The sequence below is a fragment of the Streptomyces ardesiacus genome, from assembly GCF_003112575.1.
GTDB lineage: Bacteria > Actinomycetota > Actinomycetes > Streptomycetales > Streptomycetaceae > Streptomyces > Streptomyces ardesiacus.
This window is the reverse complement of sequence record NZ_BEWC01000001.1, coordinates 654,968-673,958: the sequence shown is the minus strand read 5'-3', so window position 1 is coordinate 673,958 and position 18,991 is coordinate 654,968. Positions and strand designations below refer to the sequence as shown.

Genomic DNA, 18,991 nt, shown 5'->3' with positions numbered 1-18,991 from the left:
ACGTAGCCCGTGAAAGCCGCTGTTCCGCGGCATGCCCAGACGACCGTCCGGCCCTCAACCGCTCCGTTCGGCCCGGTGGTGCGGCGAGTTCACGCTGCCCGTCCCGTAGACGACTCAACATTTCTCTGCAACTCTGCGAGCGCTTGACGTAAATGACAGAGAACATCGACGTGTCTACCTGATGTGGGGACAGATGAGAAACCGGAACTGGAGATCACGTGCCCTGTGCACGGTGGTCGCGACCAGTCTCCTGGCGCTGGGAGGACCGCTGCTGTCGGCCACGGCGGCCGGCGGTCCCAACATCGCCGTGGGAGACGCCACGGCGGCGAGCAGCTCGCACGCCGAGTACGGAGCCGCCAACATCACCGACGGCGACCAGGGTTCGTACTGGCAGAGCGCGGGCAGCAGCCTGCCCCAGTGGGTGCAGACCGACCTCGGTGCCACCGAACGCGTCGACGAGGTCGTCCTGAAACTGCCGGCCGGCTGGGAGAGCCGCCGGCAGACCCTCTCCGTCCAGGGCAGCGCCGACGGCACGAGCTTCAGCACGCTGAAGACGTCCGCCGCCTACGCGTTCGACCCGGGGTCGGGCAACACGGTCACCGTGTCCTTCCCCGCCACCCGGACGCGGTTCGTGCGGGTGGACATCACGGCGAACACCGGCTGGCAGGCGGCCCAGCTCTCCGAACTGGAGGTGCACGCGGCCGGGGAGTCGTCCACCAACCTCGCCGCCGGGCGTCGTCTGACCGCGAGCAGTTCCACGGGTGCCTACACCCCCGGCAACGGCAACGACGGCAACAAGGCCACCTACTGGGAGAGCGCCGGCAACGCCCTGCCGCAGTGGCTGCAGGCCGACCTCGGCACCTCCCGCCGCGTCGACCGCGTCGTCCTGCGGCTGCCGGACGGCTGGCCGGCCCGCAGTCAGACCCTGAAGATCCAGGCCAGTGAGAACGGCTCGGACTTCACCGACCTGACCGCCGCCCAGGCGTACACGTTCGACGCGGCGGGCGGCCGGTCGGCCACGATCACCTTCGACGCGGCCACCACGCGCTACGTGCGGGTCCTGGTGACGGCCAACACCGGGCAGCCCGCCGCGCAGGTCTCCGAGCTGGAGGTCTACGGCCCGGCGACGGGAGACGCCCAGGCTCCCACCGCCCCGGCGAACCTGGCGTTCACCGAGCCGGCCACCGGACAGATCCGGCTGACCTGGAACGCCTCCTCGGACGACACGGCCGTCACGGGGTACGACGTCTATGCCAACGGCGAGCTGCTGACCTCGGTCGGGGGCGACGTCACCACGTACACCGACACCAGGCCGGCCGGCACCACGGTCACCTACTACGTGCGCGCCAAGGACGCCGCCGGGAACCAGTCGGGCAACAGCAACACGGTCACCCGCCGCGCCGGCACCGGCGACACCCAGGCACCCACCGCACCCGCGAACCTGACGCTCGCCGAGCCGACCGCCGGACAGGTCGGGCTGAGCTGGGACGCCTCGACCGACGACACGGGCGTCACGGGCTACGACGTCTACGCCAACAACCAGCTCCGCAAGAGCGTCGCCGGAGACGTCACCACCTACACCGACACCCAGCCGGCGTCGGCGAACGTCACCTACTTCGTGCGGGCCAGGGACGCGGCGGGCAACGAGTCGGCCAACAGCAACACGGTGACACGCAACGGCACCAAGGACGGCTCGAACCTGTCCGTCGGCAAGCCCATCAGCGCCTCGTCCCACATCCACACCTACGTCGCCGAGAACGCCAACGACAACAGCACCTCGACGTACTGGGAGGGCGCGGCGGGCAGCTACCCGAACACGCTCACCCTCGCACTGGGCGCGAACGCCGACGTCGACCGCGTGGTCCTCAAGCTCAACCCCGACGCGGGCTGGTCGAAGCGCACCCAGAACATCCAGGTGCTCGGCCGTGCCCAGGACGCCTCCGGCTTCACCTCCCTCGTGGACGCGAAGGACTACGTCTTCGACCCCGCGAACGGCGGCAACAGCGTGTCCATACCCGTCGGCGGGCGCACCGCGGACGTACGGCTGCGGTTCACCGCCAACTCCGGGGCGACGGCCGGGCAGGTCGCCGAGTTCCAGGTCGTCGGCACCCCGGCGCCCAACCCGGACCTCGAGGTGACGAAGCTGACCACGTCGCCCGACTCGCCCGTCGAGTCGGACGAGATCACGGTCTCCGCGACGGTCCGCAACAGCGGCGCGGCGGACGCGCCGGCCGGCCGGGTCGCCGTCCGGCTGGGCGGCTCCACGGTCGCCACCGCCGACGTCCCCGCCCTCAAGGCGGGCGCGCAGAGCACGGTCGGCGTGTCCGTCGGCGCCCGGGAGGCCGGTTCGTACGCCCTGAGCGCCGTCGTCGACGAGGCCAACGAGATCATCGAGGAGAACGAGACCAACAACACCTACACGCGGCCCGATCCGCTGGTCGTCAAGGCGGTGCGGAGTTCCGACCTGGTCGCCGCGTCCGTCACCACCACGCCGTCCAGCCCGGCCGCCGGTGACGACGTGACCTTCAAGGTCGCGCTGAGGAACCAGGGCACCCAGGACTCCGCGGGCGGCAGCCATCCGGTGTCGCTCGCCCTGGTCGACGCCAAGGGCGGCACGGTCAAGACCCTGACCGGCGCGCACTCCGGCGTGATCGCCGCGGGTGAGACGGCTCCGGCCGTGAACCTCGGCACCTGGAAGGCGGTCAACGGCTCGTACTCCCTGAAGGTCACGGTCGGCGAGGACGCGAACGAACTGCCGGTCAAGCGGGAGAACAACACCTCCACGCAGCCGCTGTTCGTCGGGCGCGGCGCCAACATGCCGTACGACATGTACGAGGCGGAGGACGGCACGGTCGGCGGCGGTGCCACCGTGGTCGGGCCCAACCGCACCATCGGCGACCTCGCGGGCGAGGCGTCCGGCCGCAAGGCGGTCCACCTCGACAAGACCGGCGCGTACGTCGAGTTCACCACGAAGGCGGACACCAACACCCTGGTGACCCGCTTCTCCATCCCGGACGCGCCGGGCGGCGGCGGCATCGACGCGACGCTCAACGTGTACGTGGACGGCGTGATGAAGAAGGCGCTGCCGCTGACCTCGAAGTACGCCTGGCTGTACGGTGCCGAGGCCTCGCCGGGCAACTCCCCCGGTGCGGGCGCGCCCCGGCACATCTACGACGAGGCGCACCTGATGCTGGGCGAGACGGTCCCGGCGGGCAGCAGGATCCGGCTGCAGAAGGACGCGGCGAACACCTCCGACTACGCGATCGACTTCGTCGACCTGGAGCAGGTCTCGGCGCTGCCGAACCCCGACCCGGCGGCGTACACGGTGCCGGCCGGGTTCACGCACCAGGACGTGCAGAACGCGCTCGACAAGGTCCGCATGGACACCTCCGGCAAACTGGTCGGCGTGTATCTGCCGCCCGGCGACTACCAGACGTCGAGCAAGTTCCAGGTGTACGGCAAGGCGGTGAAGGTGGTCGGCGCCGGTCCCTGGTTCACCCAGTTCCACGCCCCGGCGTCGCAGGACAACACCGACATCGGGTTCCGCGCCGAGGCCGGCGCCAAGGGGTCGACGTTCGCGGACTTCGCCTACTTCGGCAACTACACGTCCCGCATCGACGGGCCGGGCAAGGTGTTCGACTTCTCCAACACCTCGGACATCGTGATCGACAACATCTGGAACGAGCACATGGTCTGCCTGTACTGGGGTGCCAACACCGACCGGATGACGATCAAGAACTCCCGGATCCGGAACATGTTCGCCGACGGCATCAACATGACCAACGGCTCCACCGACAACCTCGTCTCCAACAACGACGCCCGGGCCACCGGCGACGACAGTTTCGCGCTCTTCTCCGCGATCGACGCGGGCGGCGCGGACATGAAGAACAACCTGTACGAGAACCTCACGACGACGCTGACCTGGCGCGCCGCGGGCCTGGCCGTCTACGGCGGCTACGACAACACCTTCCGGAACATCCGCATCGCGGACACCCTGGTCTACTCGGGCATCACCATCAGCTCGCTGGACTTCGGCTACCCGATGAACGGTTTCGGAACCGGTCCGACGACGTTCGAGAACGTCTCGGTCGTCCGGGCCGGCGGGCACTTCTGGAACGGGCAGACCTTCCCGGGCATCTGGGTGTTCTCGGCGTCGAAGGTGTTCCAGGGGATCAGGGTCAACAACGTCGACATCGTGGACCCGACCTACAGCGGCATCATGTTCCAGACGAACTACGTGGCAGGTCAGCCGCAGTACCCGATCAAGGACACGGTCTTCACCGACGTCTCCGTCACGGGCGCGCACAAGAGCGGTGACGAGTTCGACGCCAAGTCCGGCTTCGGCCTGTGGGCCAACGAGATGCCCGAGGGCGGACAGGGACCGGCGGTCGGCGAGGTCACCTTCAACGGGCTGAAGCTCGGCGACAACGCGGTGGACATCCGCAACACGACGTCCACCTTCAGGATCATCCGCAACCCCTAGTCGAACAGGACACCGACTGGCGCAAGTCTCTTGCGAGACTTGCGCTAGTCTTGCGTTTGTGACGCGACGACTTGCTCAGGTGGCGAAGAAGGTTGGGGTCAGCGAGGCCACGGTCAGCCGGGTGCTCAACGGCAAGCCGGGAGTCTCCCAGGCGACCCGGCAGTCGGTGCTCAGCGCGCTGGACGTCCTGGGCTACGAGCGCCCCACCCAACTGCGGGGCGAGCGCGCCCGCCTGGTCGGCCTGGTCCTGCCGGAGCTGCAGAACCCCATCTTCCCCGCCTTCGCCGAGGTCATCGGCGGCGCACTGGCCCAGCAGGGACTGACCCCCGTGCTGTGCACCCAGACCAAGGGCGGCGTCTCCGAGGCCGACTACGTCGAACTCCTCCTCCAGCAGCAGGTCTCCGGCGTCGTCTTCGCGGGCGGACTCTTCGCCCAGGCCGACGCCCCCCACGACCACTACCGCCTCCTCGCCGAACGCAACATCCCCGTCGTCCTCATCAACGCCTCCATCGCCGGCCTGGACTTCCCCTGCATCGCCTGCGACGACGCCGTGGCCGTCGAGCAGTCCTGGCGACACCTGGCCTCCCTGGGACACGAGCGCATCGGGCTCGTCCTCGGCCCCTCCGACCACATCCCCTCCCGCCGCAAACTGGCCGCCGCCCGCGAGGCCGCGGAGGCGGCCGGCGGCACCCTGCCCGACGCGTACGTGGAGCGGGCCATGTTCTCCCTGGAAGGCGGACAGGCAGCCGCCACCCGCCTCCTCGACCGCGGCATCACCGGCATCATCTGCGCCAGCGACCCCCTCGCCCTCGGCGCCGTCCGCGCCGCACGCCGACACGGCCACCACGTCCCCCACGACGTCTCCGTCGTCGGCTACGACGACAGCGCCTTCATGACCTGCACCGAACCACCCCTCACCACCGTCCGCCAACCCATCGAAGCCATGGGACGCGCCGCCGTCGACCTCCTCTGCGCACAAATCCAAGGCACCGAAGTCCCGCACAGCGAGCTGCTCTTCGAACCCGAACTCGTCGTCCGCGGCTCCACCGCGCAGGCTGCCGCCCGGTAGCGGAACCTCAACTTCTCCAACCCTCTGTCAAACAATTACGAAATCAGCGCGAGATATTGCGCCCACTTGTTCACGGTGGTTGAGTGAGCGGCGCCCCACAACGCATCGGCGGTGGGGCGCCTTCCACGTTCATGCCCGAAGGGGACCACCCATGAGAAGTGCTCGGTTCCGCCGTACTCGCCGTGCCGGCGCCATCACGCTCGTCTCCGCTCTCACCCTGACCGCTCTTGCCGCCTGCGGCACGAGCAGCAGCGACGACGGCGGCGGTTCCGAAGGCGGCAGCGGGTCCTCCGACCCGGCCGCACCGCTGGACCCGAAGACCAAGGTGACGATCACCATCGACTGCATGCCGCCGAAGGCGAAGGCGGCCGAGCTGAAGGAGTGGCAGGAGGACGTCAAGGCGTTCAACGAGATCTACCCGAACGTCACGATCGAGGGCCGCTCCACCCCGGGCCAGTGTCTGGAGCCGCCGCGCTTCACGGCGATGCTCAAGGCCAAGTCGCAGCCCGACGTCTTCTACACCTACTTCACCGACCTGCCCCAGGTGCTGGACAACGACGGAGCCGAGGACATCACGGCCTACGTCAACGACGGGACCGTCCCGGCGCTGAAGGACATCGACCCCAACGTCCTCGGCTCCCTCAAGCACGAGAACAAGCTCTACGGCCTGCCCACGAGCAACTACACGATGGGCCTGCTGATCAACCGCAAGCTCTTCGAGAAGGCCGGACTCGACCCGGACTCCCCGCCGCGCACCTGGGACGAGGTCCGCACCGCCGCCAAGAAGATCGCGGACCTGGGCGACGGCATCGCCGGCTTCGGCGAGTACAGCGCGGGCAACACCGGCGGCTGGCACTTCACCGCCCAGATGTACAGCCGCGGCGCCGAGGTCGTGGACGAGAGCGGCAAGAAGGCGGCGTTCGACAACACGGCGGGCAAGGAGGTCGCCGAGAACCTCCACGCCATGCGCTGGGAGGACGGGAGCATGGGCAAGACCCAGCTCCTGAAGTGGGGCGACCTGCAGAAGCAGATCGCCACCGACAAGCTCGGCATGTTCCTCGCCGCGCCGGACGACATCACGTACATGGTGCAGCAACTCGGCGCCGACTACGAGAACTTCGGCATGGGCCCGATCCCGGGCGAGAAGAACACCCTCGCCGGCGGCAACAGCTACATGATCAAGAAGGGCATCTCCGCCGACAAGATCAAGGCGGCCGTCGCCTGGCTGAACTTCGAGAACCTCACCGTCGGCAAGGGGCAGTTCGACTGGGCCCGCAAGAAGAAGGACGACCTGCCGGTGGGTCTGCCGCAGCCCAACTTCTGGCTGAACGAGTCGAAGAAGAAGGACGACGCGGCCCGCGTCGAGCACGCCACCATGCCGGTCGAGAACTTCAAGGCGTTCATGGACAACCCGGTGCCGGGCATGGCCGAGCCGCCGAAGGCGCAGGAGGTCTACAAGGTCCTGGACAACGTGATGTCCGGCCTCCTCACCAACAAGGACGCCGACGTCGACAAGCTGCTCTCCACCGCGGCGCAGCAGGTCGACCAGGTTCTGGCCACGCAGTGACCGGCTCCCTCGGGGGGCGGGCCGCACCGCTCCCCGGGGCCCATGAGACCAGCCCCAAGGAGCGACGATGTCGGCCCCCAGCCTGACCCCGAGCAAGGCGGCCGGAGCCCGCCACGCACAGCCTCCGGCGGACGGCCCGCCCCAGCGCGGCGGGGCGTTCGGCAGGAGCCTGAAGCGCAACCTCACCGCGCACGGCTTCCTGATCGGAGCGGTCCTCTGCTTCGCGTTCTTCTCCTGGTACCCGATGGTCCGGGAGTTCCTCCTCGCCTTCCAGAAGACGGACCGGGGCGAGGTCTCCTGGGTCGGCATGGAGAACCTGGAGACGGTCTTCAACGACCCGGCCTTCTGGCAGGCCTGGCGCAACACCGCGCTGTTCACGGTGCTGGCGCTGGTCCTCGGCTTCGCCGTGCCGTTCGCCGTCGCCCTCGTCATCAACGAACTCAGGCACGGCAAGGGGTACTTGCGCCTGCTCGTCTACCTGCCGGTGATGCTGCCCCCGGTCGCCTCCGTGCTGTTGTTCAAGTACCTGTACGACCCCGGTTACGGCCTGCTCAACGAGGTGTTCGGCTTCTTCGGGCTGCCCGAGCAGCAGTGGCTGCAGGACCCCGGCCTCTCCATGCTGTCCGTGGTCATCGCCTCGACCTGGATGAACATGGGCGGCGCGGCGCTGATCTACCTGGCCGCGCTCCAGGGCATCCCCGGTGAGCTGTACGAGGCGGCGGAGCTGGACGGGGCAGGGCTGCTGCGCAAGATCTGGCACGTGACGATCCCGCAGACACGGCTCATCCTCTCGCTGATGCTGCTGATGCAGATCATCGCGACCATGCAGGTCTTCGTGGAGCCCTTCCTGCTCACCGGCGGCGCCGGCCCCGAGGGTTCGACGACGACGGTCGTGTACCTCATCTACCAGTACGCCTTCAACTTCAACAACTACGGTGCCGCGGCGGCCCTCGGTCTGCTGCTCCTCGTACTGCTGGCCGGGTTCTCGGCGGCGTACGTGAAGCTCAGCCGCGCCGAGGACGAGTAGAGCCCGGGGGAAAGCACTGATGTCCACACGCACACTCGTCTCACCGGCCCAGCTCGCCCGCCCGCGCGGAAAGGCGCTGTACTGGGTGGTGTTCGGCCTCGTCGTCGCCCTGTTCACCGTGGTCTTCCTCGGGCCGATGTACTGGATGGTCTCCAGCGGCTTCAAGGACACGCAGGAGGTCGTGCGGACCCCGCCGACACTGGTCCCCGAGTCCTTCCGGCCCGGCAACTACACGCAGGCCTGGGACGTCATGGACCTGGCCGGCCTGCTGGGGAACACCCTGTTCTACGCGTTCGGCGCGCTCGCCTTCCAGTTGGTCTTCGACGTGGCGGCGGCCTACTCGCTGTCCAAGCTCCGGCCGGTCCTCGGCAAGGCGATCCTCGGCCTGATGCTGGCGACGCTGATGATCCCGGCGACCGTGCTGGTCGTGCCGCAGTACCTGACCGTGCTGGACGTGCCGATCTTCGAACGCAACCTGCTGAACACGCCGTGGGCCATCTGGCTGCCCTCGGTGACCAACGCCTTCAACATCTTCCTGCTGAAGCGGTTCTTCGACTCGATCCCCCGGGAGCTGCTCGACGCCGCCGCCATGGACGGTGCCTCACCGATGCGCACGCTCCGGTCGATCGTGCTGCCGATCTCGCGGCCGATCCTCGGCGTGGTCTCCATCTTCGCGATCGTGGGCGTCTGGAAGGACTTCCTCTGGCCCATGCTGACCCTGCCCGACCCCGCCAAGCAGACCCTGAACGTCGGGATCTACTCCCTGTCGAACGGGGTTCCCATGAACGTGCTGATCGCCGCGCTCACCATGGCCTCGTTGCCCACGCTCGTCATCTTCCTCATCTTCCAGCGCAACATCATGAGCGGACTCACCGCCGGAGGTCTGAAGGGCTGAGGGGCCACGGGCCGGGGCACCTGTCGCCGCCCGTCCTCCTCCCGCCTCCCGCCTCCCGGCAGCACGTCCCGTCAACCTCCGTCGCCGGCCCGTCCGACGCCCCGCTCCGTCCGGACCGGCGGCGGAGATCCACCCTGCCCGAAAGGACCGTCACGTGGCAGCCCCCGACTCGCAGCGCACCGACGACTGGTGGCGCGACGCCGTCATCTACCAGGTGTATCCCCGCAGTTTCGCCGACGGCGACGGCGACGGCACCGGTGACCTCGCGGGTGTGAGGGCGAGACTGCCCCACCTCGCCGAACTCGGTGTGGACGCCGTCTGGTTCACCCCCTGGTACGTCTCCCCGCTCGTCGACGGCGGCTACGACGTCGCCGACTACCGCACCATCGACCCCGCGTTCGGCACCCTGGGCGAGGCCGAGAAGCTGATCGCCGAGGCGCGGGAGCTGGGCATCCGCACCATCGTCGACATCGTCCCCAACCACGTCTCCGACCAGCACGCCTGGTTCCGGGCGGCGCTGGAGGCCGGCCCGGGCAGCCCGGAACGGGAGCGGTTCCACTTCCGCCCCGGCCGCGGCGAGCACGGCGAACTGCCGCCCAACGACTGGCCCTCGCAGTTCTCCGGCCGGACCTGGACCCGGGTCCCGGACGGCGAGTGGTACCTGCACCTGTTCACCCCGGAGCAGCCCGACCTGAACTGGGCCCATCCGGAGGTGCGCCGGGAGCACGAGGACGTGCTGCGGTTCTGGTTCGAGCGCGGGGTGGCGGGCGTACGCATCGACTCCGCGGCCCTGCTCGCGAAGGACCCGGCGCTCGCGGACTTCGTGGAGGGCGTCGACCCGCACCCCTACATCGACCAGGACGAGCTGCACGACATCTACCGCTCCTGGCGCCGGGTCGCCGACGAGTTCGGGGGCGTCTTCGTCGGCGAGGTGTGGCTGCCCGACGCCGAGCGCTTCGCCCGGTACCTGCGCCCCGACGAACTGCACACCGCCTTCAACTTCAACTTCCTCTCCTGCCCCTGGCAGGCGGACCGGCTGCGTCGCACCATCGACGACACCCTGGCCGAGCACGCGCCCGTCGGCGCCCCGGCCACCTGGGTGCTGTGCAACCACGACGTGACCCGCACGGTGACCCGGTACGGCCGCGAGGACACCGGGTTCGACTTCGCGAAGAAGGCCTTCGGCACCCCGACCGACCTGGCCCTGGGCACCCGGCGCGCGCGGGCCGCCGCGCTGCTGACGCTGGCCCTGCCCGGGTCCGTCTACCTGTACCAGGGGGAGGAACTGGGCCTGCCCGAGGCCGACATCCCGCGCGAGCGCATCCAGGACCCGATGCACTTCCGCTCCGGGGGCGTCGACCCGGGACGGGACGGCTGCCGTGTGCCCCTGCCCTGGGCCGCCGACGCGCCGTACTGCGGGTTCGGCTCCGAGACCGAGCCCTGGCTGCCGCAGCCGGAGGGCTGGGCGGCGTACGCGGCGGACCGCCAGAGCGCGGACCCGGCGTCGATGCTCTCGCTGTACCGCGAGGCCCTGCGTCTGCGCCGCTCCACCGAGGGGTTCGGCGACGGTCCGCTGGACTGGCTGCCCGCGCCGGAGGGTGTACTCGCGTTCCGGCGCGCGGGCGGCACGGTGTGCGTGGTCAACCTGTCCGCCGCGCCCGTGGACCTGCCCGCGCACCGTGCCGTACTGCTCGTCAGCGGAGCCCTGGACGGGTCCGGCCGGCTGCCGGCCGACACGGCGGTGTGGCTGCGCGCCTGAGCCGTCTTCGCGGCGGCGCCCCTGCCGGAGAGGGGCGGGACAGGGGTGCCGCCGTCGCCTGTCGTCCCACGGCAGGGCAGAATCGGGACAGGAGGCCGTGGGAGGAGGCGGACGCGTGCGGGTACGACCGTGGCTGGGCGGACTGCGCCGCCCTCCGAACCCCCTGGTGAGCGGAGAGCGGGCGGCGCGGGGCGCGTTGCGGTCGATGTCGGAGGCGCTGGGCGGGCGACGGCGGCTGGCCTGGCTGAACGCGGCGGACCTGAGCATCGGCACCACGCTGGACGTGCGGCGGACCGCGGAGGAACTGGCCGGCTTCGCCGTGCCGGAGCTGGCCGACGGCGCCGCGGTGGACCTCCTCGAGTCGGTGCTGCGCTTCCAGGACGGCGACCGGGTCACGGGAGGGGAGGCCTCCCGGCTCAGGGCCATGGCGGTGTCGGAGGTCGAGGGACTGAACCTGGCGCCCGATCCCGTGGGCGAACTGTCGGTGCACACCGCCGACCGGCTGGGGCAGCGGTGTCTCACCACCCGCAGACCGGTGCTGGTCTCCCGGATGACGCGGGCGGACTTCGCCGTGATCGCCCCCTCGCGCGAGGCGTCGGACATCATGCGCCGCGCGGGCGTCCACTCCTACCTGGCGGTGCCGCTGATCGCCCGCGGGGTGCTGCTGGGGCTCGCCGACTTCGTCCGGGCCGGCCACCGGGCGCCGTTCAACCGGACCGACGTGGCGCTGGCCATGGAGCTGGCGTCCAAGGCCGCCGTCCGCATCGACAACGCCCGGCTCTACGGGCGCGAGCGCGACCACGTGGTCACCCTGCAGCGGGCGCTGCTCCCCCGGTCCAGCCCCGGCACCCCGGGGCTTGACGTGTCCTCGTGCTACGACCCGGCCGCCGATCCGTCGGCCGTGGGCGGCGACTGGTTCGACGTGGTCGCGCTGCCCACCGGCCGTACGGCGCTGATGGTGGGCGACGTGATGGGGCGCGGTCTGGCCGCCGCCGCAACCATGGGGCGGCTGCGGACGGTGGCCCGGACCCTGATGGCGCTGGACATCGCGCCCGAGCGGCTGCTGGCCCGGCTCGACCTGGCCGCCCGCGACCTGGAGGAGGACCAGGTCGCCACGTGTCTGTGCGCGGTCTACGACCCGTACGGCAGCACCTTCCGCATCGCCAGTGCCGGGCACCCGCCGCCGCTGCTGACCGGACCCGACGGCGCCGTCTCGTTCCTGGAGGTGCCCGCGGGGGCGCCGTTGGGGGCGGGGGTGATCCCGTACGACCCGGTCGAGGTGCCGGTGCCCGGGCAGAGCCGGCTGACGCTGTACACGGACGGGCTGGTCAGGTCGCGCACGGCCGACCTGGGCGCCCAGTTGGAGCGGCTGCGCGAGGCGGTCGGCGACGGCGTGCCGGAGGACGGGAGCGGGTGCCGGGCGGTGGCCGAGCGGGTCGGCGGCGACCGGTCGGACGACGCGATCGTCCTGACGGCGCGGGCCCGGCCGCTCGGTCCCGCCTGCGACGTCTACGTGCGGGCGCTGCCGCCGGACGGCAAGGCCGCGGGGCAGGCGCGTACGGCGGTGCGCGAGCAGTTGGCGCGGTGGGACCTGGAGGAACTGGTCGACACCACGGAGCTGGTGGTGAGCGAGCTGGTCGGCAACGCCCTGCGGTACGGGAACGCTCCCGGGGAACTGCGGCTGCTGCGGCACGAGCGGCTGTCCGTGGAGGTCTCCGACTCGGGTCCCGACCTGCCGCAGATCCAGCACGCGGACGTGAGCGACGAGAGCGGGCGCGGGCTCCAGTTGATCAACATGATGTGCCGGCGCTGGGGTTCGTGCCGCACGCCCGGCGGAAAGGTGGTCTGGGCCGAGCAGGACCTGCCGGTGCGGGCCGGGGAGCCCGGCCCGCCGTAGCGTCCCCGGCGACCCGCTAGGCGGCCTGGTCCAGGGCGGGGCGTTCGAACTGGGTCCGGTGCAGTTGGGCGTAGCGGCCGTCGGCCGCGAGGAGTTCCTCGTGGGTGCCGCTCTCCACGATGCGGCCGGCCTCGACCACCAGGATCCGGTCGGCCGCCCGGACCGTGGAGAGCCGGTGCGCGATGACGAGGGCCGTCCGGCCCCGCAGGGCCTCGGTGAGGGCCTCCTGGACGGCCGCCTCGGAGGTGTTGTCGAGGTGGGCGGTGGCCTCGTCGAGGATGACGACGCGCTGGCGGGCCAGGAGCAGCCGGGCGATGGTCATGCGCTGGCGTTCGCCGCCGGAGAGCCGGTAGCCGCGCTCGCCGACCACGGTGTCCAGCCCGTCCGGCAGGGACCGTACGAGGCCGGCCAGGCGGGCGCGGCCCAGCGCCTGCCACAGCTCGTCCTCGGTGGCGCCGGGCCGGGCGAGCAGCAGGTTGGCCCGGACCGTGTCGTGGAAGAGGTGGCCGTCCTGGGTGACCATGCCGACGGTGGCGCGCAGGGACCGCGCGCTCAGCTCGCGCACGTCGACGCCGCCGACGCGGACGGTGCCGCCGTCGGTGTCGTACAGGCGCGGCAGGAGCTGGGCGATGGTGGACTTGCCGGCGCCGGACGAGCCGACGAGGGCGATGGTCTGGCCCGGTTCGGCGCGGAAGGAGAGGCCGTGCAGGACCTCTTCGCCGCCCCGGGTGTCCAGGGCGGCGACCTCTTCGAGGGAGGCGAGGGAGACCTTGTCGGCGGCCGGGTAGCCGAAGCGGACGTCGTCGAACTCGACGGCCACGGGGCCGTCGGGGACCGGGCGGGCGTCGGGCTTCTCGTCGATGAGCGGGGTCAGGTCGAGGACCTCGAAGACGCGCTCGAAGCTGACGAGGGCGCTCATGACCTCCACCCGGGCCCCGGCGAGCGAGGTGAGCGGCGCGTACAGGCGGGTGAGCAGCAGGGCCAGCGCGACGACGGCGCCCGGGTCCAGGGTGCCGCGCAGGGCGAAGAAGCCGCCGAGGCCGTAGACGAGGGCGAGGGCCAGCGCGGAGACGAGGGTGAGCGCGGTGATGAAGGCGGCCTGGGCGGTGGCGGTGCGCACGCCGATGTCGGCGACGCGGCGGGCCCGGTCGGCGAACTCGGCGGACTCCTCCTCGGGGCGGCCGAACAGCTTGACCAGGGTGGCGCCGGGTGCCGAGAAGCGCTCGGTCATGCGGGTGCCCATGGCGGCGTTGAGGGCGGCGGCCTCGCGCTGCATGCGGGCCATGCGGCGGCCCATCCGCCGGGCCGGGAGCACGAACACCGGGAGCAGTACCAGGGCCAGCAGGGTGATCTGCCAGGACAGGGTCAGCATGACGGCGAGGGTGAGCAGCAGGGTGACCACGTTGCTGACCACGCCGGACAGGGTGTTGCTGAAGGCGCGTTGGGCGCCGATGACGTCGTTGTTGAGACGGGAGACGAGCGCTCCCGTACGGGTGCGTGTGAAGAACGCGACCGGCATGCGCTGCACATGATCGAACACGGCCGTGCGCAGATCGAGGATGAGTCCCTCCCCGAGCGTCGCCGAGAGCCTGCGGGAGAGGATGCCGAGCACCGCTTCGACGAGGGCGATGAGCGCGATGAGCAGGGCGAGGCGCACGACGGTGCCCTCGTCGCCGCCCGACACGATCGCGTCGACGACCTTTCCGGCGAGGACGGGGGTGGCGACGGCGAGCAGTGCGGTCGCCACCCCGAGCAGCAGGAAGCGGACGATGCGGCGGCGGTGCGGGCGGGCGAACCCGGCGATGCGGCGCAGTGTGGCGCGGGCGAAGGGGCGGCGCTCTTCTTTGGCGTGCATGACGCTGTACAGCTGCGTCCAGGCCGTGGTCTCCATACTCATGGGGATGACCGTAGAACCTCGACCTTCCTTGAGGTCAAGGTGGCGGCGGCGCGTCCCCCGGTCCGTAAGCCGGTGTCCGCGCGTCGGCCATCCGTAGTTGGCGCGGCTGGGGGAATGTCTTGTGGTGTGACGACAGGGGTCCGAGTCTCCGAGAAGCCACTTCTGCACCGCGTCCCGGTCCGCCGGGCGCTGTGTGTGCTTCCGCTGCTCCTGGTGGGGGTGGTCGCGGTGCGCCACCGGTCCGTGCTGGCCGAGGGGTTCGGTCATCTCGCCACGGCCCGCTGGCCCTGGCTGCTGGCCGCCGCCGGCGCGACCTGTCTGACCTGGGTCGCCGCCGCCTGCACCCGGCAGGGGGCGGTGGTGGAGCGGCTGCCCCGGCGGCGGTTGCTGGCCACGCAGTTCGCGGCGGGCGCGGCCAACCACCTGCTGCCGACCGGGCTGGGCGCGAGCGCGGTGAACCTGCGGTTCATGACGGTGTGCGGGCTGCCGCTCGCCCGTTCCTCGGCCGCGCTCGCGCTGTACCTGCTGGCGGAGAGCGCCGGCCGGCTCGCCCTGCTGGGGGCCCTGCTGTTCGCGTTTCCCGACGCGCTGAGCCTCGGGGCGCTGCTGCCGGAGGGGGCCGTGGGGCCGCTGATGGCCGTCGTGGGCGCGGTTCCGGTGCTGGCGGCGGTGGCGTTGGCGCTGCTGCCGCGGCTGCGCGGGGCGCTGGCCTCCTTCCTGCGGACGGCGCTGGGCGAGGCCCGGTCGGTGCACGCCCGTCCGGCGCGGGCGCTGGCGCTGTGGGGCGGGGCGCTGGCCTTCCCCGCCTTGCAGGCGTCGGCGCTGGTCCTGGTGGGGCGGTCGCTGGGCCTCGGGGTGCCGGCCGGGCACCTGGCGGTGGCGTACCTCGCGGCGACGGTGGCGGTGGCGCTGGTGCCCACGCCCGGCGGCATCGGCTCGGTCGAGGCGGCGCTGGTCGTGGCGCTGGTGGCGGCGGGCGGGACGGCGGCCGTGGCCACGGCGGTGGTGCTGGCGTTCCGGCTGCTGACGGTGTGGCTGCCCCTGCTGCCGGGGGCGCTGACGCTGGCGGTACTGGTGCGGACGCGGGTGATCTGAGGCGCCGGGGGGGCCGTCGGGATCGGGGCGGGTCAGACCGGACGGCTGACGGTGACGCGCCCCGGGGACGCCGGAGTCGGGGGCGGGGCGGGGCGGGCCAGACGGGACGGGCAACGGTGACACGCCCCGGCACCGCCGGAGTCGACGCGGATCAGACCGGGCGGCTGACGGTGACGCGCCCGGGGACCGCCGGGCCGGGGCGGGTCAGACCGGGCGGCTGACGGTGACGCGCCCGGGGACCGCCGGGCCGGGGCGGGTCAGACCGGGCGGCTGACGGTGACGCGCCCGGGGACCGCCGGGCCGGGGCGGGTCAGACCGGGCGGCTGACGGTGACGTGCACCGGGCCGCCGCCGGGGTCGACCCGGTGCGTCCAGCGCGCCGTCAGCGTCAGCGCGCGGTGCGGGACGGCCCTGGTGAGGGGGAACCGCTCGCGGTGCAGGGGGCGGCCGTCCTGGGTGACGTCCAGGACGGGGCGGGTCAGCGGGAATGCCGTACGCAGGAGGTACGGGAGGCGGTCGGCCGGGGTGACGCGGTTCGGGGTGATGCGCAGCAGGGGCGGCTCGGCGACGAGGGGGACGCCGGCGGGCCAGTTCCCGTCCGCGGGGTCCGCGTCCCGCGTCAGCCAGGCGCGGACGGCCGTCGCGGCGTGCGCGCCCTCGCGGGCCGCCGTGGCCGCGCTCTCGACGGCGTGCAGCACGCTGCCGACCGCGAAGACGCCGGGCCGCGAGGTGCGCAGGGCGCCGTCCACGGCGGGCCCGCGGGTGCCGGGGTCCAGGGTCAGCGCGCCGCGCCGGGCGAGTTCGTGGTCGGGGACGAAGTCGCCGGTGAACACGACGGTGTCGCAGGCCAGCGTGGCCGTCCGTCCGTCGCGGTGGCGTACGCGCACGCCCGACAGGCGGCCGTGGCCGAGGAGTTCGGTGACCGTGGTGCCGGTGAGGACGGGCGTGCGGTGCCACAGGCGCGCGGTCAGGGTCCGCACGGGCGCGACGGGGGCGCGGGGCAGTTCCGTGACCAGCGCGACGACTTCGGCTCCGGCGGCCCGTACGGTGTCGGCGGCGGCGTGGGAGACGTCCTCGGCGCCGACGATCACCGCGCGGGTGCCGATGTGCTGCCCGTACAGGTGGACGGCCTGCTGGAGTTCGCCGGTGGTGCAGACTCCGGCGGGACGGGTGCCGGGGACCAGGCGCGCGGCGCGGGGGCGTTCGCGGGCGCCGGTGGCCAGGACGACCGCGCGGGCGGCGAGGGTCTCGGTGCCCCGGGGGCCGATGGTGGTGAGGGTGCGCGGGCCCGCCCAGTCGAGGGCGGTGACGCCGGTGCGGACCTCGGCTCCCGCGCGGGCGGCCCCGTCGGCGAGGAGAGCGGCGTAGGCGGGGCCGGTCAGCGTGGCGGGCCAGGTGCCGAAGCCGCCGTGGGCGCAGTGCCGGGGCACTCCCCCGGGCCGCTGCTCGCGCTCCAGGACCTCGACGCGGGCGCCGGTGGTCGCGAGCAGGGACGCGGCGGCGAGTCCGGCGGGGCCGGCTCCCACCACCAGGACGTCGACCTGTCGGCCTGTCACCTCTGTGCCTCCTCGAACAGCGCCCGCACCGCGGCCCCGCAGTAGAAGCCCTGGCACCGCCCCGCCCGGGCCCTGGTGCGGCGGCGCAGTCCGTCGAGGGAGCGGGGCGGGACCGGCCCGGCGAGGGCGTCGCGGATCTCGCCGCGGGAGACGCGTTCGCAGTGGCAGACCAGGATGCCGTACTCCGGGTCGGCGGCGACGCGTTCCGGTTGCTGGTGCGGGCGGGGGAACGCCTCGCCGAGGTTGGGCATGCGGACCGGTGCGAGCGGGCGCCGGGGGCCGAGGTCGAGGCCGGTGCCGGCGAGCAGTCCGATGGCGTGCCCCGCGATGGCGAGGGAGGCGGTGAGGCCGGTCGAGCGGATGCCGCCGGCGGTGACGTAGCCCTGGTCCGGGTGGGCGGCGATGCGGTAGTCGTCGTGCTCGGTGGCGGCGCGCAGGCCCGCGTAGACGGCGGTGACCTCCTCCTCCAGCAGCGCGGGGAGGATACGGCGGCCCTGTGCGCGCAGGCGGCTCAGTCCCTCGGCGGTGGAACCGGTGGCGCGCTTGTCGTCCAGGTCCTCTGCGGTGGGGCCCAGCAGGACGTTGCCGTAGACGGTGGGGGCGACCAGGACGCCCTTGCCGAGGGCGGTGGGGACGGGCAGCAGGATGTGGCGGACGAGGGCGCGGGCGAACCTGTCGTGGACGACGAGCTGGCCCCGGCGCGGGGTGACGGTGAAGTCGTGGTGGCCGAGGGCCCGGTCGAGGGTGTCGGCGTGCAGCCCGGCGGCGTTGACGAGGCGACGGGCGTGCAGCGGGCCGCGCGGGGTGTCGAGCCGGTGGACGCCGTCCGCGTGACCGGCGTGCGTGACGGGCGCGTTGAGGTGCAGGTCGACTCCGCCGCGGACCGCCTGGACGGCGTAGGCCAGGGTCGTCGTCCACGGGCAGATGATGCTCTCGCCGGGGACGTGCAGGGCTCCGAGGGCGCCGGGGCCGAGGTGGGGTTCGCGGGCGTAGAGGTCGGCGGGGCCGAGGAGGCGGGTGTCGTGGCACTCGTTGCGCGCGGCCTTCTCGGCGAGGCGGGGCAGCGCCGCGAGCTGCTCCTCGTCCCAGGCGACGAGCAGGGCGCCGACGCGTTCGACGGGGATGCCCGACTCGGCGGCGTACGCGGCGAGTTCGCGGGCGCCCTCGCGCACCAGACGGGCCTCCAGCGAGCCGGGGACGGCGTCGAATCCGGTGTGCAGGATGGCGGTGTTGGCCTTCGACGTGCCCTGCCCGACGTCGTCCTGCGCCTCGACGAGGGCGACCCGCAGCCCCGGGTGGTGCGCGAGCCCGCGGGCGACGGCGCATCCGACGACCCCGGCGCCGACGACGGCCACGTCGTACGGCTCGACGGGCAGCGTCCCCGACGCGGTGACGGTCATGCGGGACTCCCTTCGGGCCGCGCACCGCACGGGACGGGGTGCGTGCCCGTCCCGGGAGGCGGCGGGGCCGACGGCCGGGCGGCGGACCGCGCGGCACCGGACGCCGCCCCACGGGACCCTCGCCCCGGCCCGTGTCCGCGACCGCGCGGCAGACCCGCCCGGGACGGCACGGCGAGCGGGACCCGCGCCCGCCCGGCACGGTGCGCGGCCCCGGGCGCCGGGGGGCAGGGCGTCCCGGGCGCGGACACCGTCGCACCGGGCGTTCGTCCGGCCCCTGTGCGGCCCCGGCCCTCCGCGCCCGGTCCGACGGGCGGGGCCCCCGGACCGGGTGGGGCGGGTGCGGGCCC

General features: G+C 72.5%; 11 protein-coding genes. 8 read left to right on the top strand and 3 right to left on the bottom strand.

Going from position 1 to position 18,991, the window contains the following annotated elements; translation table 11 throughout:
- The first annotated feature begins 193 nt into the window (after positions 1–193).
- From Sdi02f_RS02785 to Sdi02f_RS02755, 7 genes are all read left to right on the top strand, one after another.
- Complete coding sequence (locus tag Sdi02f_RS02785; RefSeq protein WP_167458107.1) at positions 194–4,483, top strand: discoidin domain-containing protein; 4,290 nt, start codon at positions 194–196, stop codon at positions 4,481–4,483.
- Positions 4,484–4,541: 58 nt separating this feature from the next.
- On the top strand, positions 4,542–5,552 hold the full coding sequence (locus tag Sdi02f_RS02780) for a LacI family DNA-binding transcriptional regulator (protein WP_055469304.1): 1,011 nt from the start codon (positions 4,542–4,544) through the stop codon (positions 5,550–5,552).
- 151 nt (positions 5,553–5,703) lie between these two features.
- Positions 5,704–7,119 carry an extracellular solute-binding protein gene (locus Sdi02f_RS02775; RefSeq protein ID WP_030403681.1) on the top strand — a complete coding sequence of 472 codons (1,416 nt, stop codon included), beginning with the start codon at positions 5,704–5,706 and terminating at the stop codon, positions 7,117–7,119.
- Positions 7,120–7,186: 67 nt separating this feature from the next.
- Entirely contained in the window at positions 7,187–8,146 is a 960-nt protein-coding gene (locus Sdi02f_RS02770; RefSeq protein ID WP_030403682.1) for a carbohydrate ABC transporter permease, read from the top strand.
- 19 nt (positions 8,147–8,165) lie between these two features.
- Positions 8,166–9,041: a carbohydrate ABC transporter permease gene (locus Sdi02f_RS02765; protein WP_030403683.1), complete on the top strand. Its 876-nt coding sequence runs from the start codon at positions 8,166–8,168 to the stop codon at positions 9,039–9,041.
- Between the two features lie 154 nt (positions 9,042–9,195).
- A complete protein-coding gene (locus Sdi02f_RS02760) occupies positions 9,196–10,800 on the top strand; it encodes a glycoside hydrolase family 13 protein (protein ID WP_030403684.1) in 1,605 nt (534 codons plus the stop codon).
- 115 nt (positions 10,801–10,915) lie between these two features.
- On the top strand, positions 10,916–12,697 hold the full coding sequence (locus tag Sdi02f_RS02755) for an ATP-binding SpoIIE family protein phosphatase (protein ID WP_030403685.1): 1,782 nt from the start codon (positions 10,916–10,918) through the stop codon (positions 12,695–12,697).
- 16 nt (positions 12,698–12,713) lie between these two features.
- On the opposite strand, the gene Sdi02f_RS02750 is transcribed toward Sdi02f_RS02755, so the two are convergent.
- Entirely contained in the window at positions 12,714–14,594 is a 1,881-nt protein-coding gene (locus tag Sdi02f_RS02750; protein ID WP_030403686.1) for an ABC transporter ATP-binding protein, read from the bottom strand.
- Positions 14,595–14,789: 195 nt separating this feature from the next.
- Here Sdi02f_RS02750 and Sdi02f_RS02745 point away from each other — a divergent pair, with 195 nt between their 5' ends.
- Positions 14,790–15,689, top strand: coding sequence for a lysylphosphatidylglycerol synthase transmembrane domain-containing protein (locus tag Sdi02f_RS02745; protein WP_030403687.1), 900 nt, complete (start codon positions 14,790–14,792; stop codon positions 15,687–15,689).
- Positions 15,690–15,999: 310 nt separating this feature from the next.
- Here the strand turns inward: Sdi02f_RS02745 and Sdi02f_RS02740 are convergent, their stop codons facing one another.
- Entirely contained in the window at positions 16,000–17,244 is a 1,245-nt protein-coding gene (locus tag Sdi02f_RS02740) for an NAD(P)/FAD-dependent oxidoreductase (RefSeq protein ID WP_108932632.1), read from the bottom strand.
- Positions 17,241–18,644, bottom strand: coding sequence for an FAD-dependent oxidoreductase (locus Sdi02f_RS02735; protein ID WP_108932631.1), 1,404 nt, complete (start codon positions 18,642–18,644; stop codon positions 17,241–17,243). The genes Sdi02f_RS02740 and Sdi02f_RS02735 overlap by 4 nt, the downstream gene beginning before the upstream one ends.
- Positions 18,645–18,991 lie beyond the last annotated feature (347 nt).

Bases quoted from the DNA above. Each gene is read 5' to 3' on its own strand.
- Sdi02f_RS02770 (WP_030403682.1), top strand. From the start codon at position 7,187: ATGTCGGCCCCCAGCCTGACCCCGAGCAAGGCGGCCGGAGCCCGCCAC.
- Sdi02f_RS02765 (WP_030403683.1), top strand. From the start codon at position 8,166: ATGTCCACACGCACACTCGTCTCACCGGCCCAGCTCGCCCGCCCGCGC.
- Sdi02f_RS02750 (WP_030403686.1), bottom strand. From the start codon at position 14,594: ATGAGTATGGAGACCACGGCCTGGACGCAGCTGTACAGCGTCATGCAC.
- Sdi02f_RS02785 (WP_167458107.1), top strand. From the start codon at position 194: ATGAGAAACCGGAACTGGAGATCACGTGCCCTGTGCACGGTGGTCGCG.
- Sdi02f_RS02775 (WP_030403681.1), top strand. From the start codon at position 5,704: ATGAGAAGTGCTCGGTTCCGCCGTACTCGCCGTGCCGGCGCCATCACG.
- Sdi02f_RS02735 (WP_108932631.1), bottom strand. From the start codon at position 18,644: ATGACCGTCACCGCGTCGGGGACGCTGCCCGTCGAGCCGTACGACGTG.